The sequence below is a fragment of the Pseudomonas sp. GP01-A4 genome, assembly GCF_058780865.1.
The window spans coordinates 1-15,594 of the sequence record NZ_JBYSWF010000028.1; the positions used below are offsets into that span (position 1 = coordinate 1).

A 15,594-nucleotide genomic window follows, 5' to 3' on the forward strand; every position below is an offset into this window, starting at 1 on the left:
GGATCAGTCACTGTATCATTGACTGATCCACCGCATTCGCGAGCAAGCCCGCTCCCCCACATTTGGATGGTGTCCTGCCTGGAATTACGTGTTATTTGCCGAGCTTGCGCAGCTCGTCCGACTCTATAACCCGCACCCCATCCTGCTCTTCCAGCGCCAGTCGCCACATCGCCCGCGCCAGTTCGCACACTTCAATGCCGTGGTACTTGCCCGGAATCAGCCGCGACAATGGCCCGGCCAGTTGCTCGGCCAGCCGCGGTTCCAATCGCTCACCCAACAACAGCGAAGGTCGGACGATGGTCAACTGCGGCCAATCCTGGGCTTTCAACGCCTGTTCCATCTCGCCCTTGACGCGGTTGTAGAAGATCGAGGATTTCGGGTCGGCACCGATTGCGCTGATCACGATCAGGTGCCGCGCCCCCATTTCCCGGGCGCGCTTGGCAAAGGCCACGACCATGTCCAGGTCGACGGCGCGGAACGCTTCTTCGGAGCCGGCCTGCTTGATGGTGGTGCCCAGGCAGCAGAAGGCGATGTCCACCTGGCCGCTCAGTTGCGGCAGGAATACTGCCGGGTCGCCCACCGGGTTTTCCAGGTGTGGATGCTCGGCCAGAGGCTTGCGGCTGGGTGCCAGCACGCGGGTCACGGTCGGCTCGTTGAGCAGGCGGTCCAGCAGGTGCTCCCCGGTCAGGCCGGAGGCTCCGGCGAGCAAGATATGCTGAGGCGTCAGGTACATGATGTTTCCCCCTTGATACAGATTCAGCTTAGTTGCTCTTGGCTTCCTTGCTATTCATTGAGACGCTTTCGAGCGCCTTTCGTGCCTGCTGTTTGCGTAATAATTGCCAATGGGCGATTACGCCTTTGGGGGCCCAGATCTGCGGTTCGGAGGCTTCGAAGTTGTCCGCCTGTTCGCGTTCGGCCACGTGGGTCTGTGCCAGCTTGAAGGCTTGCTGCAAGTCGTCGGTCTGGTTGAAGGCCTGGGCAAAGAGGGCGTCGCCGAAGTAGGTGAAGTCGGCTTCTTCGGAGCAGCCGAACGACACACGATCGGCGCGCGAGGCGGTCATGATCAGGGTGTGTTCGTCCTTCAGGGCCGGGATGAACCCGCCGGAGTAGCAGGCCGAAATCACGATGATCTTGTCGCGGTTCTTCAGCGGTGCCAGCACGGCGGCCAGCTCATCGGCCGGCAGGTCGGCCAGCTCCATGCGCGGCTGGTCGAGCACCAGTTCGTGCTCGTGGGTGCCGTGGCTGGTCAGGTAGATAAACACCAGGTCTTGCGGGCCACTGCGTTCGGCCAAGGTCTGGACTGCGCGGCGCAGGCTTTCGCGAGTGGCCATCGGGCGGTCGGCAATATGGTCGCGATGGTTCACCAGGCGGATCTGGCCGTAGGCGCCGAAGCGCGTGGCAAGCATGTTGCTGACGTAGTCGGCTTCGCGCAGGAACACGCTTTGTTTGCCGTCGCCGGCCACCACCAGGGTGTACAGCTCCACCCCCGATTTGGACGCGGGCACGGCGGCGAGGGCGGCATCCAGCAAGTGGCCCTGGGCAAACAGGCCGATTTCCAGCGGGTCAGGCAACAATTTGCCCTCGGCGTCGCGCACGCGCATGCCGTTGACCCAGGTGCCGGCCTGCACGGTGCCGTCGGTGAGCACCAAAGTGCCACGACCTTGATAGCTGTCGCTGTCGAAGCCGCCAATATAGAAGCTGCCGTCGGTGAGGTTCAGGCGGCCTGTGCCTGTGAAGCGCCAGTCGACGAACTGGCCGACGTAGTGGCTGCCATCGACGCCGATCAGTTCGCCCTTGCCGCTGAGGGCGCCTTCCTTGAATTCGCCGATCCATACGTCGCCGTCGGCGTTTTCGTAGCGGCCCTTGCCGTTGAGCTGGTTTTGTTTGAAATGGCCGATGTACATGTCGCCGTCGGCGCTGTTGAAGGTGCCGTTGCCCTCCAGCTGGCCATCGACGAAGCGGCCGCTGAACTGGTTGCCGCTGTCGTCGTTGCGCTGGCCTTCGCCGTTGGGCTTGCCGTGGGCGAACTGGCCCTGGTACTGGCTGCCGTCGGCCAGCTCGAGGCGGCCGAGGCCGGAATACTGGTCGTCCTTGAATTCGCCGCGATAGGTCATCTGCCCCTCTTTGAGGGTGCCTTCGCCGTTGCGCTTGCCTTGTTTGAAACCGCCGACGTAGCTGTTGCCCGACGTGGTCAGGCTGCCCTGGCCGTCGAACAGGCCCTGCTGGAACTGGCCTTTATAGACCTCGCCGTTGCTGCCATGCCATTCGCCCTGGCCGTGCCACTGGCCTTTATCGAACTGGCCCGCGTACCAACTGCCATTGGGGTAATCCACCCGGCCCTGGCCTTGCAGCAAGCCATTGACCACATCGCCACGGTAACGACCGCCATCGGGCAGCCGCGCATCGGGCGGCAACAGCGATTCGCCGTCGCCGCACGCGGTGAGCAACAGGACAAGAGCAAGGGGAGCGAGTGGGCGCATAGCGGGATCCGGATAATTGAGCGCCGAGTATGCCGCAGCTGCGAGATCTATACATAAATTTACATGAATTGTGGTGAGCGGACGGGCTCACCACAGCCAGGCTTCAGACGAAGCAGAGTGACAACGATTCTGCAATGTAGGCCGGTTTTTCCTGGCCATCGATTTCCAGGGTGCAGGTGGCTTTAAGCAACCATTGCCCAGGTTTTTTCTCGGTGGCGTCGGTCAGGGTCACGGCCAGGCGCACCCTGGAGTCGACCTTCACGGGCTGGATGAAGCGCACGCTGTCCAGGCCATAGTTGACCGCCATCTTCAGGCCTTCGGGCATGATCAGGATGTCTTCGATCAGCTTGGGTATCAGCGACAGCGACAGGAAACCGTGGGCGATGGTGCCGCCAAACGGGGTCTGGGCGGCTTTCACCGGGTCGACGTGGATGAACTGAAAATCGCCGGTGGCTTCCGCGAACAGGTTGATACGTTCCTGGTCGATGGTGAGCCATGCAGAACGTCCCAGTTCCTTGCCGACATATTCTTTGAGTTGCGCTACGGGTACTGAGGGCATTGCGACTCTCCTTCTTTGCTCGGTTGGCTTCATCGTTTTTGTAGTTTTGGACAGGTCCAGAGAACCAATGTAGATCATCACGGGCACTTGGCCCGGTCAACCCACCATGCTTTTGGCGAATGCCGCTCCATAGAGGCAGCGTGCTTATAATGCCGACACGCTTTTGGGGGGAAGAACGGATGCTGTTACGCGGTCTGACATGGCTGGTGCTGTTTCAATTACTCGGCACGGCGATCAATCATTTGTTTGTCCCGGTGCTGCCGGGGCCGATTATCGGGCTGCTGCTGATGCTGGCCTTCCTGGTGTGGCGCGGCGAAGTCGGTGAACCCCTGAGCCTGGCGGCCAGCAGTCTGCTGCGTTATTTGCCGCTACTGCTGGTGCCGCCTGCGGTCGGTGTGATGGTGTATGCCAAGGACATTGCCGCCGACTTCTGGGCCATCGTCGGCGCGCTGGTGCTGTCGCTGGTGATCGCCATGGGCTTTGTCGGCGTGCTGATGCAGAAACTGGTCAAGCGCCAGGCGCAGCGGGAGGACGGCCAATGACACTGGACTGGCAGGGCGCCTGGGCCGCCGTGATTCATCACCCGTTGTTCGGCATCGGCATCACCCTCGGCGCCTATCAGCTGGTGCTGGCCGGTTTCGAGAAAACCCGCTGGATTTTCCTGCAACCGGTGCTGGTGTCGATGCTGTTGGTGATCGGCGTGTTGCTCGGCTGTGGCCTGACGTACGTCGAGTACCGCAAGAGCACCGAGATCATGAGCATCCTGCTGGGCCCGGCGACGGTAGCCCTGGCGGTGCCGCTTTACCTGAATCTGCGACGAATTCGCCAATTGTTCTGGCCGATTTTTACTACGCTGGTGGTGGGAGGCGTATTGGCCACCGGCCTGTGCGTGCTGTTGGGCTGGTGGTTTGGCGCCGAACACATGATGCTGATGACCATGGCACCCAAGTCCGTGACCTCACCGATTGCGATGCTGGTGGCCGAGCAGATCGGCGGCGTGGCGGCACTGGCGGCGGTGTTCGTGCTGATTACCGGGGTGATCGGTGCGATGATCGGTCCGGCGTATCTGTCACGGCTGGGCGTGCACAGCCCCGAAGCGCGCGGTATGGCGCTGGGCATGACCGCCCACGCCGTAGGTACGTCGGTGGCCTTGCAGGAAAGCGAAGAGACCGGCGCCTTTGCGGCGCTGGCCATGAGTCTGATGGGCGTGGCCACGGCGGTGTTCCTGCCGTTGGCCGTGTCGCTGGTTATTTAAGTCGGGTTTAAGGAAACCTTTATGAGTCTGGCGCTTTTCCCGCTCAATACCGTGCTGTTTCCCGGGTGCACCCTCGACCTGCAGCTGTTCGAGGCGCGTTACCTGGACATGATCAGCCGCTGCATGAAAAAGGGCGAAAGCTTTGGCGTGGTGTGCATCCTCGACGGCAAGGAAGTGGGGCTGGCGCCGGATGGCTATGCGTTGATTGGCTGCGAGGCGCTGATCCGCGACTTCAAGCAGCAGGACAATGGCCTGCTGGGGATTCGGGTCGAGGGTGGCCGGCGTTTCCGCGTGCGTGATGCCGGTGTGCAGAAGGACCAGTTGCTGGTGGCCGAGGTGCAATGGCTGCACGAGCATCCCGAGCAACCGCTGGAAGAGGAAGACGCTGACTTGCTGGCGTTGCTTCATGCCCTGGCCGAGCATCCGATGGTGGCGTCTTTGGATATGGGCACCCACGCCGATGGACAGCAAGCCCTGGGCAATCAGTTGGCCTATCTGCTGCCCTTTACCGAGGCCGACAAGATCGACCTGTTGCAACTCGATGACCCGCAACAGCGCCTGGACGCGATCCAGTTGCTGCTGGATGAGTTGCAGGGCGAGCTGTTCACCTGACCCGCGAGTGTCACTCGGACTTGTCCTTCCCGGTCTTCAGATTTTCCGTGGTTGTCCTGATCCCGTTGCCTGAAATAGTTGGCAGTCACGTAACGATGATCAGGGGGAAAGGATGATTCGGCTTTCGCAATCGGAGCAAGTCGTGTGGGATGCGTTTTTTATGGCCGTCACCACGCAAATTCTTCATATGAACGACGGTCGCGGCGCGGAGTACATCGCCGAACGCGCCGCGGAGATTGCTGACGAAATGCTTCTGGAGCGGCGCGAGCGCAGCGTCGAACGCCGCGCTGCACCCCTGGATTGGCTGGGGCCTGCCTAGTAGGCATACCTCAGCAGCGCGTGGGAAGTGCCGGTAAACGCAATGAACCCGAGCACCGCGCCACACACCGGCAGGATCAGCCACCAGACTCTCGGCGGCATCGGTGGCAACAGGCTGCGGTGCTGGCTTAACGTCAGGCTGAAGGCGCACACCGTCATTGCCAGCAGGGTGCCGGCCAGGATGTCCGTCGGCCAGTGTGCACCCAGGTACACCCGGGAAATCGCGATGGTGGCGGCGGGAATGCAGCCAAGCACCAGCCAGGTCAGGCGCAGTCGTGTCGGTTGACCGCGACCGGCAAGCACTGCCAAGGCCAGGAAGAATGCAAACGAGCCGGACGCATGGCCGCTGGGCATGCTGAAGCTGGTGAGTGGGTCGGTCAGCACTTCGGGGCGCATCCGCGCAAAAAACAGCTTGGTCCCGGTATTGATCAGCGCCGCGCCCAGCAGGGTGGCGCCGACAAAGATTGCCTGGCGCCATTGCCGCGCCACCACCAGCAGGCCGGTCAGCACCGCGCTGGCGACAAACATCTTCTTGAACTCGCCGAGCTGGGTCACCATCACCATCGCCCGGTCGATCGCCGGGCCGCGGTGTTCCTGCACCAGCGCCATCAAGCCCTGGTCAAAGTCGTTGAGGTAGGGATAGCCGATAAACAACGCGATCAACAGTGTGCCGCCGATGCAGCCAATCCATAGGGTGGCGCGCCGATGGCCGCGCAGGCTGCTGTTGAGGCTTACGCCGATCAACACTGCGAGACAGGCGGCGACAATCCCGGCCTCTGGCCAGAAGCCTTCGGGCAATGGCAAGCGGAAGGCCGCGCCGGTGGCCCAGCCCGGCAACAGATACGCCACCGACCAGCCTGCACCGGCCAGCAGGCTCACGGCGGCAAAACGTGGGAAGGGCATGTCGCACATGCCCGCAACCATCGGCAACATCGGCCGCAGCGGGCCAATGAAGCGGCCTACCAACAGGCTGGCGATGCCGTACTTCTGGAAGTAAGCCTCGGCGCCGCTCATCCATTCCGGGTGATGCCGCAGGCCGGGAAGGCGCCGGATGTTCTGGTGGAAATGGCGACCGAGGAAGTAGGAAACAACATCGCCCAGCACGCCGCCGAGGAAGCCCAGCAACAGGGTTTCTCCCAGTGACAGTGCGCCGCTGCCGGCCAGGGCGGCGATGGCAAACAGCAATACCGTGCCAGGTACGATCAGGCCGGCAATGGCCAGGCACTCCACGCACGCCACGATAAACACCGCCACGGCCAGCCATTGCGGGTTCAGGGTCAGCCAGCCGGTAATGCTATCGAGCCATGGGCCCATACAATCAACTCCCTTTTGTAGATCGTCCTTGTGGGAGCCCGGCTTGCCGGCGATGGCGTCCTTGAGTCCGCTATCGCCGGGCAAGCCGGGCTCCTACAGGTTTATGTATGTTTTCAAATCAAAAAATAGTCGCGGCCTTCGACCTGGCCCCGGCGCAGCGGGTTCCGTGTGCAATACGGCGCATAACCGGCATCGACGAAGCGGTACATCAGGTGTTCATCGCGCCCACCGGGAATGCCCAGGCGGGTGGTCTGGATGATCTGCGCTGGCGCCAGCCCTACGTCTTCCACGTAGAGCAGTTCCTGGTCAAAGCGCTTGGCGTCCCACATCGGCACCTTCAAACCCAGCGCCTTGCACAGCAAGGTCTGGCCGGCGCACAGCTTTTGCGAGGGTCGTGGCCTGCCGCTGGCGTCCGGGTTATTCAGCAGCATCTGCGCCAGGCTGGCCGGGCCGGAGACTTCGTCGACCCACGGATAGGCTGATTTGATCAGCACCGCATTGCCCGGACCGTGGGCGCTGAAGTTCAGCGAATCACCGCCGCGGGCGTAGTACATATAGATGTGCCCGCCATCCAGAAACAAAGCCTTACGCTTTTCTGTGTAGCCCAAGGACGCGTGGCTGCCTTTTTCGGCGAGGTAATACGCTTCGGTTTCGATAATTCGTGCCGACAGCCACAAATCACCAACACGATGGCGAATGACTTTTCCGAGCAATTCGCGCGCGAGCAGTTGCGCGTCACGGTCGAAAAAGCCGTCGGGCAGGGCGTTGGCGGGGATCAGCGGCGAGAAACTGGACATGGCGATCAAAGGTAATACGGCTAAATGTGACAGGATGATAACAACTCCAGCCTTAATTCCCGCTGAACGTCGGGTTTTTACAGTTCATTTCGACCATCCGCCCCTCACCGCTGTCCGTAGGACGGCGTCACAGCTATAATCTGCCGCTTTCCTCTTTGCCAAGACCCCACCAGACCATGACTGAGTCCGTTCTTGACTACATGACCCGCCTGGGTCGCGCTGCCCGTCAGGCCTCGCGGTTGATCGCCCGTGCGAGCACTGCGCAGAAGAACCGCGCCTTGCTGGCGGCCGCCGACGCTCTGGATGCTTCGCGCTCCGAGCTGAGCGCCGCCAATGAACAGGATTTGGCCAACGGTCGCGCCAATGGCCTGGAGCCTGCATTGCTGGATCGCCTGGCGCTGACGCCGGCGCGGATCGACGACATGATCGAAGGCTTGCGTCAGGTGGCCAAGCTGCCTGACCCCATCGGTGAAATCCGCGACATGCGCTACCTGCCCTCCGGCATTCAAGTCGGCAAGATGCGCGTGCCCCTGGGCGTGATCGGCATCATCTATGAGTCACGCCCGAACGTGACCATCGACGCCGCGAGCCTGTGCCTCAAGTCGGGCAACGCCACCATCCTGCGGGGCGGTTCCGAGGCCATCAATTCCAACCGTGCCATCGCCGCGTGCATTCAGCAGGGCCTGGCCGTGGCCGAGCTGCCCGCCGAAGTGGTGCAGGTGGTCGAGACCACTGACCGCGCTGCCGTTGGTGCGCTTATCACCATGCCTGAGTTCGTCGACGTGATCGTGCCACGGGGTGGCAAGAGTCTGATCGAACGCGTGAGCCGTGATGCCAAGGTGCCAGTTATCAAGCACCTGGATGGCGTCTGCCACGTGTTCATCGACATCGCCGCCGACCTCGACAAGGCGATCCGCATCGCCGACAACGCCAAGACTCACCGCTACGCCCCGTGCAACACCATGGAAACCCTGCTGGTGCACGTCGGCATTGCCGATCGCGTGCTGCCGCCGCTGGCTGCCATCTACCGCGACAAGGGCGTTGAACTGCGTGGTTGCGAGCGTACCCGGGCGATCCTCGGCAGCGACGTGATCGAGGCCACCGAGCAGGACTGGTACACCGAATACACGGCGCCGATCCTGTCGATCCGCATCGTCGACGACCTGGACCAGGCCATCGAGCACATCAATCAATACGGCTCCAAGCACACCGACGCCATTGTCACCGAGCATTTCAGTGATGCCCGGCGTTTCCTCAACGAAGTGGATTCCGCTTCGGTGATGGTCAACGCCTCGACGCGCTTTGCCGACGGCTTCGAGTACGGCCTGGGGGCGGAGATCGGTATCTCCACCGACAAGCTCCACGCACGCGGCCCGGTTGGCCTGGAAGGGCTGACCAGCGAGAAGTACGTGGTGTTCGGTGACGGTCATGTGCGCACTTGATGGGTAAACGCATCGGGCTGCTCGGCGGCACCTTCGACCCCGTGCACATCGGGCATTTGCGCAGTGCACTGGAAGTCGCGGACGCCCTCGGGCTGGATGAACTGCGCCTGGCACCGAATGCCCGGCCGCCGCATCGCGATACGCCGCAGGTGTCTGCGCAGCAGCGCCTGGAGATGGTCCGCCTTGCTGTGGCCGGCATTGCACCGCTGGTGGTGGACGACCGCGAACTCAAGCGCGACAAACCGTCCTACACTGTCGACACCCTGGAACTGATGCGGGCCGAGTTGGCCGCGGATGACCAGTTATTTCTACTTTTGGGCTGGGACGCGTTTTGCGGCCTGCCCACTTGGCACCGCTGGGAAGAGTTGCTCCAGCATTGCCACATCCTGGTGCTGCAACGCCCGGATGCCGACGCAGAATCGCCGGATGCCTTGCGCAACCTGCTGGCGGCGCGGTCGGTAAGTGACCCTTTGGCCCTGACCGGGCCGAGCGGGAATATTGCATTCGTCTGGCAAACCCCGCTTGCGGTGTCTGCCACCCAGATCCGTCAACTGCTGGCCAGCGGGAAGTCGGTACGTTTCCTGGTGCCTGACGCGGTCCTGGCCTACATCGATGCGCACGGGCTTTACCGTGCGTCGAACTGAAAAGGCGCGCTTGAACGCACGAACAGTCGTGCAGCGAGCGCCCGAACATACGAGCAAAACGAGTTTTATATGACGAACAAAGACGTAAGCAAAGTTAAGCGCAAAGGCACGTTCAAGAGCGCTCCTCTGCCAGTAGAAGCCCACACCGGCCCTGAGCTGGCCGGCGAAGAGCTGGTGAAGGTTGCCGTGGCTGCCCTGGAAGACGTGAAGGCCCAGGACATCCAGGTCCTGGACGTGCGCGACAAGCAGAGCATCACCGACTTCATGATCATCGCCACCGGTACCTCCAACCGCCAGATCGGCGCGATGCTGGACAAGGTTCGCGAAGCGGTCAAAGCCCAGGGCGTCAAGCCATTGGGTGAAGAAGGCAAGGGCGACAGCGACTGGGTACTGCTGGACATGGACGACGTGATCGTTCACATGATGACCAGCAACGCCCGTCAGTTCTACGACCTGGAGCGTCTGTGGAAAGGCGCCGAGCAGAGCCGTGCCGCCGATGGCAAGCACCACAGCCCTGAAGTCGGCCACGCGCACTTCGACAAGCTCAACAAAGACCAGGAATAAGGAACGGCTGTGCGCCTGCGTCTGATCGCTGTCGGTTCACGCATGCCCAAGTGGGTGGAAGAAGGCTGGCATGAATATGCCAAGCGCCTGCCATCCGAATTGGCGCTGGAACTGGTGGAAATACCGCTCAATACCCGGGGCAAGAATGCCGACGTGGCCCGCTTTATCCGTCAGGAAGGCGAAGCCATGCTGGCCAAGGTCGGGCCCAACGAGCGGATCGTGACCCTCGAAGTGCACGGCAAGCCCTGGAGCACCGAGCAGTTGGCGGTGGAACTGGATCGCTGGCGCCTGGATTCGCGCACGGTCAACTTCATGGTCGGCGGCCCCGAGGGGCTGGCGCCGGAAGTGTGCGCGCGGGCGGACCAGCGCTGGTCGCTGTCGCCCCTGACACTGCCGCACCCGCTGGTAAGAATTCTGATCGGTGAACAGCTGTATCGCGCCTGGACAGTTCTGTCCGGGCACCCTTACCACAAATAATCTGCGCCCTGCCTGATGACCCAGCCGATCCGCATCAAGGACCACGAGAAAGACGCACGTCTTGTACGCGCGCGGGTGGTGTTTGGCGCGATTTTGGTGGTGGCATTGCTGGGGGTGCTGATTGCGCGCCTGTATTTCCTGCAGGTGATCCAGTACGACTATCACTCCACATTGTCGGAAAACAACCGGGTGCACGTGCAGCCGATTCCGCCGACCCGTGGGCTGATTTTCGACCGCAATGGCGTGGTGGTAGCGGATAACCGGCCCAGCTTCAGCCTGAGCATGACTCGCGAACGTTCCGGCGACTGGCAGCAGATCCTTGATGTGATCGTCGAGGTGCTGCAACTGACGCCGGAAGACCGGGTGATTTTCGAAAAGCGCATGAAACAGGGGCGCCGGCCGTTTGAGCCGGTGCCGATCCTGTTCGAGCTGACCGAAGAGCAGATCGCCCGGATCGCGGTGAACCAGTTCCGGCTGCCGGGTGTGGAAGTGGTGGCGCAGTTGGTGCGGCACTACCCGCAAGGGGCGCACTTTGCGCATTCGGTCGGCTACATGGGCCGGATCAACGAGAAAGAGCTGAAGACCCTCGACCCGGTCAACTACAGCGGCACCCACCATATCGGCAAGACCGGCATCGAGCGTTTCTACGAGCCGGAACTGCACGGCCAGGTGGGTTACGAGGAAGTCGAGACCAACGCCCGTGGCCGCGTGCTGCGGGTGCTCAAGCGTACCGACCCGGTGCCCGGCAAGGACATCGTGCTGAGCCTGGACATCAAGTTGCAGGAAGCGGCGGAGATGGCCCTGGGCGGGCGTCGGGGTGCCGTGGTGGCACTGGATCCGAGCACTGGCGAAGTGCTGGCGATGGTTAGCCAGCCAAGTTTTGACCCCAACCTGTTTGTCACCGGGATCAGCTTCAAGGCCTACGCCGAGCTGCGTGATTCCATCGACCGGCCGCTGTTCAACCGCGTATTGCGCGGCCTGTATCCGCCGGGCTCGACCATCAAGCCGGCGGTAGCGATTGCCGGCCTGGACTCGGGCGTGGTCACGGCATCGAGCCGGGTGTTCGACCCCGGCTACTACATGCTGCCCAACTACGATCACAAATACCGTAACTGGAACCGCACCGGCGACGGTTATGTGGACCTGGATACGGCGATCATGCGTTCCAACGACACCTACTTCTATGACCTGGCCCACAAGCTGGGGATTGATCGGCTGTCGGCCTACATGGGCAAGTTCGGCCTTGGTCAGAAAGTCTCCCTGGACATGTTCGAAGAGTCCCCGGGCCTGATGCCGTCCCGCGAGTGGAAGCGTGCGACCCGGCGCCAGGCGTGGTTCCCGGGCGAAACCCTGATCCTGGGGATCGGCCAGGGCTACATGCAGGCCACGCCGCTGCAACTGGCCCAGGCCACCGCACTGGTGGCCAACAAGGGTGTGTGGAACCGCCCGCACCTGGCCAAGACCATCGAGGGCGAACGCCCGGTGGACGAAAACCCGATTCCCGACATTGTGCTGCGCGACCCGTCCGACTGGACCAAGGTTAACCACGGCATGCAGCAAGTGATGCACGGCGCCCGGGGTACCGCTCGTAAAGCGGCAGCCGGCGCGCAATACCGGATTGCCGGCAAGAGCGGTACGGCCCAGGTGGTCGCGATCAAGCAGGGCGAGAAATACGACCGCTCCAAGGTTCAGGAACGCCACCGTGACCACGCCTTGTTCGTCGGCTTTGCTCCGGCCGACAACCCGAAGATCGTCGTGGCGGTGATGGTCGAGAACGGTGAATCCGGTTCCGGCGTAGCAGCGCCCGTGGTGCGGCAGATCATGGATGCCTGGCTGTTGACCGAAGACGGCAAGCTCAAGCCCGAATATGGCGGCACCCCATCCAGTGTGGAGGCTACGGCCCTTGAAGAGTAATTTTGACCGCATCCTCTCCAGCGAGGATGTGATGCGCCGCCGCGCCACTTTGCTGCAGCGCATGCACATTGATGGCCCGTTGCTGATCCTGCTGCTGACCCTGGCCGCCGGCAGCCTGTTCGTGTTGTATTCGGCCAGTGGCAAGAACTGGGACTTGCTGATCAAACAGGCGTCGTCGTTTGGCCTGGGCCTGTTGTCGATGGTGGTGATCGCCCAGCTGGAGCCGCGTTTCATGGCGCGCTGGGTGCCGCTGGGGTATGTCGCCGGCGTGTTGCTGCTGGTGGTGGTGGATGTCATGGGTCACAACGCCATGGGCGCGACGCGCTGGATCAACATCCCGGGGGTGATTCGCTTCCAGCCGTCGGAATTCATGAAGATTTTGATGCCTGCGACCATCGCCTGGTACCTGTCAAAACGCACACTGCCGCCCCAGCTCAAGCACGTGGGCATCAGCCTGATATTGATCGGCGTGCCGTTCATCCTGATCGTGCGCCAGCCCGACCTCGGCACCTCGCTGCTGATCCTGGCGGGCGGCGCGTTCGTGCTGTTCATGGGGGGGCTGCGCTGGCGCTGGATCCTCAGCGTGCTGGCCGCGGCCGTGCCGGTGGCCGTGGCCATGTGGTTCTTCTTCATGCACGACTACCAGAAGCAGCGAATCCTCACGTTCCTCGACCCGGAGAGCGATCCGCTGGGCACCGGCTGGAACATCATCCAGTCCAAGGCGGCCATCGGTTCCGGCGGCGTATTCGGCAAGGGCTGGCTGCTGGGCACCCAGTCGCACCTGGACTTTTTGCCGGAAAGCCACACTGACTTCATTATCGCGGTGATGGGCGAGGAGTTCGGCCTGGTGGGCATCTGCGCACTGTTGCTGATTTACTTGCTGCTGATCGGGCGCGGCCTGGTGATTACTGCCCAGGCGCAAACCCTGTTTGGCAAATTGCTCGCCGGTAGCCTCACCATGACGTTTTTTGTTTACGTTTTCGTCAACATCGGTATGGTCAGTGGCCTGTTGCCGGTGGTTGGGGTGCCGTTGCCGTTCATTAGCTACGGCGGAACTTCGCTGGTGACATTGCTGTCAGCGTTTGGGGTTTTGATGTCGATCCATACCCATCGTAAGTGGATCGCACAGGTTTGAATAAGGTGAAGATGTCAATGCAAGTAATGCGCGGCTGGGCTGCCCGGCACGTGTCCTGGATGGGCCTGTTGGGCCTGCTGGGAGCCGCTGTGCAGGAAGCGCAGGCCGGCGACTACGACGGTTCGCCCCAGGTCGCCGAGTTTGTCGGTGAGATGACCCGTGACTATGGTTTCGCCGGTGAACAGCTGATGGGCGTGTTCCGCGAGGCCCAGCGCAAGCAGGCGATCCTCGACGCCATCTCCCGGCCCGCCGAGCGCGTGAAGCAGTGGAAGGAATATCGCCCGATGTTCCTGACCGACGCCCGCGTGGCGCGGGGCGTGGACTTCTGGCGCCAGCACGAAGCGGTGCTGGCCCGCGCCGAGCAGGAATACGGCGTACCGGCCCAGGTGATCGTGGCAATCATCGGCATCGAAACCTTCTACGGCCGCAACACCGGCAGCTACCGGGTGATCGACGCCTTGTCGACCCTGGGCTTTGACTACCCGCCACGCGCCGAATTCTTCCGCAAAGAGCTGCGCGAGTTCCTGTTGTTGGCCCGTGAAGAACAGGTCGACCCGTTGACCCTCAAGGGCTCCTACGCCGGGGCCATGGGCTTGCCGCAGTTCATGCCGAGCAGCTTTCGCGCCTACGCCGTGGATTTTGACGGCGACGGCCATATCAATATCTGGAGCAACCCCGATGACGCCATCGGCAGCGTCGCCAGCTATTTCAAGCGTCACGGCTGGGTAGCCGGCGAGCCGGTGGTGATTCGCGCCGATGTGACCGGTGAGCGCGCCGATGAAGGCCTGACCCAGGGTATCGAGCCGGTCAAGACGGTCGGGGAGTTGCGGGCGTTGGGCTGGTCGAGTCAGAATGCGCCACGCGATGATATGCCGGTGACGGCGTTCCGCCTCGAAGGCGAAAATGGCCCCGAATACTGGATGGGCCTGAAGAATTTCTACGCAATCACGCGTTATAACCGCAGCGTGATGTACGCCATGGCCGTGCATCAACTGTCAGACATGCTGGTCCAAGCACGGGGCGTCAAGTAATGCCGGTATCACCGATGTACAAACCCCTGAAGCTGTTGGCGTACGCCGCATTGTCGTTATTGGTGGTCAGTTGCTCCACCAGTCGTGCACCGGTGCAAAAAACCGCTGGCACGGCGATCCGCTCCCAGCCGGGGCTGGATATCAACCGCGCCCACAAAGACGGCGCGCCGTGGTGGGATGTGGATGTTTCGAAGATCCCGGATGCCACGCCGACCCTGCACACCGGCCCTTACAAGGCCAACCCCTATACCGTGCTGGGCAAAAACTACTTCCCGCTGCAAGACTCCAAGACCTACGTGCAATCAGGTACGGCGTCCTGGTACGGGACCAAGTTCCACGGCCAGAACACCGCCAACGGCGAAGTCTATGACCTGTACGGCATGAGCGCGGCGCACAAGACCCTGCCGCTGCCCAGCTATGTACGCGTGACCAACCTGGACAACAACCGCTCGGTAATCCTGCGGGTCAATGACCGTGGGCCGTTCTATTCGGACCGGATCATCGACTTGTCCTACGCCGCCGCCAAGAAACTCGGGTATGCCGAAATCGGCACCGCCCGGGTGAAGGTCGAAGGTATCGACCCGGCCCAGTACTGGGCCCAGCGTGGCAAGCCGGCGCCGTTGATGCTCAACGAACCGCAAACCCCGCAACCGCAAGTCACGGCCTCGGCCGGCAAGATCGAACAGTGGACCCCGCCGCCGGCGCAGCACGCCCCGGACACGGTCGTCATTCCGCATGCAGCACCGGGAGCCTCTACCGTGGGCGGCCAGTACCTGCAAGTCGGCGCTTTCGCCAACCCGGACGCGGCAGAGCTGCTAAGGTCCAAGCTCAGCGGGATGGTCAGCGCGCCAGTCTTTATCAGCTCTATTGTGCGTAACCAGCAGACCCTGCACCGTGTGCGCATGGGGCCGATCGGCTCGCCGAGTGAAGTTGCGCAAGTGCAGAACAGCGTGCGCCTGGCCAACCTGGGGCAACCCAGCGTGGTCACCGCCGAGTAAGCAGTACAAAGGATTGATGGCTCAGGCTCGCATGCGGGTTTGAGCCCTGGTTGT

17 protein-coding genes are annotated in these 15,594 nt (G+C 62.3%); 12 read left to right on the forward strand and 5 right to left on the reverse strand.

Features of this window, described 5'->3' with window-relative positions; all coding sequences use genetic code 11:
* Positions 1 to 91 precede the first annotated feature (91 nt).
* From AC3WKX_RS17165 to AC3WKX_RS17175, 3 genes are all read right to left on the reverse strand, one after another.
* A complete protein-coding gene (locus tag AC3WKX_RS17165) occupies positions 92 to 733 on the reverse strand; it encodes an oxidoreductase (RefSeq protein ID WP_003215421.1) in 642 nt (213 codons plus the stop codon).
* Positions 734 to 761: 28 nt separating this feature from the next.
* Positions 762 to 2,480 (reverse strand): C13 family peptidase, encoded by a 1,719-nt coding sequence (locus tag AC3WKX_RS17170; RefSeq protein WP_008436527.1) that lies wholly within the window; start codon positions 2,478 to 2,480, stop codon positions 762 to 764.
* 103 nt (positions 2,481 to 2,583) lie between these two features.
* Positions 2,584 to 3,039 (reverse strand): MaoC family dehydratase, encoded by a 456-nt coding sequence (locus AC3WKX_RS17175; protein WP_003215423.1) that lies wholly within the window; start codon positions 3,037 to 3,039, stop codon positions 2,584 to 2,586.
* A gap of 179 nt (positions 3,040 to 3,218) precedes the next feature.
* Between AC3WKX_RS17175 and AC3WKX_RS17180 the strand changes: the two genes are divergently transcribed.
* The 4 genes from AC3WKX_RS17180 to AC3WKX_RS17195 all read left to right on the forward strand — a co-directional run bounded on the left by AC3WKX_RS17180 (position 3,219) and on the right by AC3WKX_RS17195 (position 5,225).
* Complete coding sequence (locus AC3WKX_RS17180; RefSeq protein WP_003215424.1) at positions 3,219 to 3,581, forward strand: CidA/LrgA family protein; 363 nt, start codon at positions 3,219 to 3,221, stop codon at positions 3,579 to 3,581.
* A complete protein-coding gene (locus AC3WKX_RS17185) occupies positions 3,578 to 4,294 on the forward strand; it encodes an LrgB family protein (protein ID WP_003215425.1) in 717 nt (238 codons plus the stop codon). Before AC3WKX_RS17180 ends, AC3WKX_RS17185 begins: the two co-directional genes overlap by 4 nt.
* 21 nt (positions 4,295 to 4,315) lie before the next feature.
* The gene (locus tag AC3WKX_RS17190) at positions 4,316 to 4,906 is read left to right on the forward strand and encodes an LON peptidase substrate-binding domain-containing protein (RefSeq protein ID WP_003215426.1); all 591 of its coding nucleotides are present in this window, start codon (positions 4,316 to 4,318) and stop codon (positions 4,904 to 4,906) included.
* A gap of 112 nt (positions 4,907 to 5,018) precedes the next feature.
* A complete protein-coding gene (locus AC3WKX_RS17195) occupies positions 5,019 to 5,225 on the forward strand; it encodes a hypothetical protein (protein ID WP_087694439.1) in 207 nt (68 codons plus the stop codon).
* Here the strand turns inward: AC3WKX_RS17195 and AC3WKX_RS17200 are convergent.
* Together AC3WKX_RS17200 and AC3WKX_RS17205 are read right to left on the reverse strand one after the other, a co-directional pair.
* A complete protein-coding gene (locus tag AC3WKX_RS17200) occupies positions 5,222 to 6,538 on the reverse strand; it encodes a bifunctional DedA family/phosphatase PAP2 family protein (RefSeq protein ID WP_003215428.1) in 1,317 nt (438 codons plus the stop codon). The two genes, AC3WKX_RS17195 and AC3WKX_RS17200, sit on opposite strands and share 4 nt — an antisense overlap.
* Positions 6,539 to 6,651: 113 nt before the next feature.
* Positions 6,652 to 7,335: a DNA-3-methyladenine glycosylase gene (locus tag AC3WKX_RS17205; protein WP_102369965.1), complete on the reverse strand. Its 684-nt coding sequence runs from the start codon at positions 7,333 to 7,335 to the stop codon at positions 6,652 to 6,654.
* 176 nt (positions 7,336 to 7,511) lie between these two features.
* Here AC3WKX_RS17205 and AC3WKX_RS17210 point away from each other — a divergent pair, with 176 nt between their 5' ends.
* From AC3WKX_RS17210 to AC3WKX_RS17245, 8 genes are all read left to right on the forward strand, one after another.
* Complete coding sequence (locus tag AC3WKX_RS17210; protein WP_003215430.1) at positions 7,512 to 8,777, forward strand: glutamate-5-semialdehyde dehydrogenase; 1,266 nt, start codon at positions 7,512 to 7,514, stop codon at positions 8,775 to 8,777.
* Positions 8,777 to 9,421 carry a nicotinate-nucleotide adenylyltransferase gene (nadD, locus tag AC3WKX_RS17215; RefSeq protein WP_003215431.1) on the forward strand — a complete coding sequence of 215 codons (645 nt, stop codon included), beginning with the start codon at positions 8,777 to 8,779 and terminating at the stop codon, positions 9,419 to 9,421. The genes AC3WKX_RS17210 and nadD overlap by 1 nt, the downstream gene beginning before the upstream one ends.
* A 69-nt stretch (positions 9,422 to 9,490) precedes the next feature.
* A complete protein-coding gene (gene rsfS, locus AC3WKX_RS17220; protein WP_003215432.1) occupies positions 9,491 to 9,985 on the forward strand; it encodes a ribosome silencing factor in 495 nt (164 codons plus the stop codon).
* 9 nt (positions 9,986 to 9,994) lie between these two features.
* On the forward strand, positions 9,995 to 10,462 hold the full coding sequence (rlmH, locus tag AC3WKX_RS17225; RefSeq protein WP_003185785.1) for a 23S rRNA (pseudouridine(1915)-N(3))-methyltransferase RlmH: 468 nt from the start codon (positions 9,995 to 9,997) through the stop codon (positions 10,460 to 10,462).
* A gap of 15 nt (positions 10,463 to 10,477) precedes the next feature.
* A complete protein-coding gene (gene mrdA / locus AC3WKX_RS17230; RefSeq protein ID WP_003215433.1) occupies positions 10,478 to 12,376 on the forward strand; it encodes a penicillin-binding protein 2 in 1,899 nt (632 codons plus the stop codon).
* 31 nt (positions 12,377 to 12,407) lie between these two features.
* Positions 12,408 to 13,511 (forward strand): rod shape-determining protein RodA, encoded by a 1,104-nt coding sequence (rodA, locus tag AC3WKX_RS17235; protein ID WP_050442794.1) that lies wholly within the window; start codon positions 12,408 to 12,410, stop codon positions 13,509 to 13,511.
* A gap of 17 nt (positions 13,512 to 13,528) precedes the next feature.
* Positions 13,529 to 14,542 (forward strand): lytic murein transglycosylase B, encoded by a 1,014-nt coding sequence (gene mltB, locus AC3WKX_RS17240; RefSeq protein WP_003215435.1) that lies wholly within the window; start codon positions 13,529 to 13,531, stop codon positions 14,540 to 14,542.
* Positions 14,542 to 15,540, forward strand: coding sequence for a septal ring lytic transglycosylase RlpA family protein (locus tag AC3WKX_RS17245; protein WP_003215436.1), 999 nt, complete (start codon positions 14,542 to 14,544; stop codon positions 15,538 to 15,540). Before mltB ends, AC3WKX_RS17245 begins: the two co-directional genes overlap by 1 nt.
* The last annotated feature ends 54 nt before the right edge of the window (positions 15,541 to 15,594 follow it).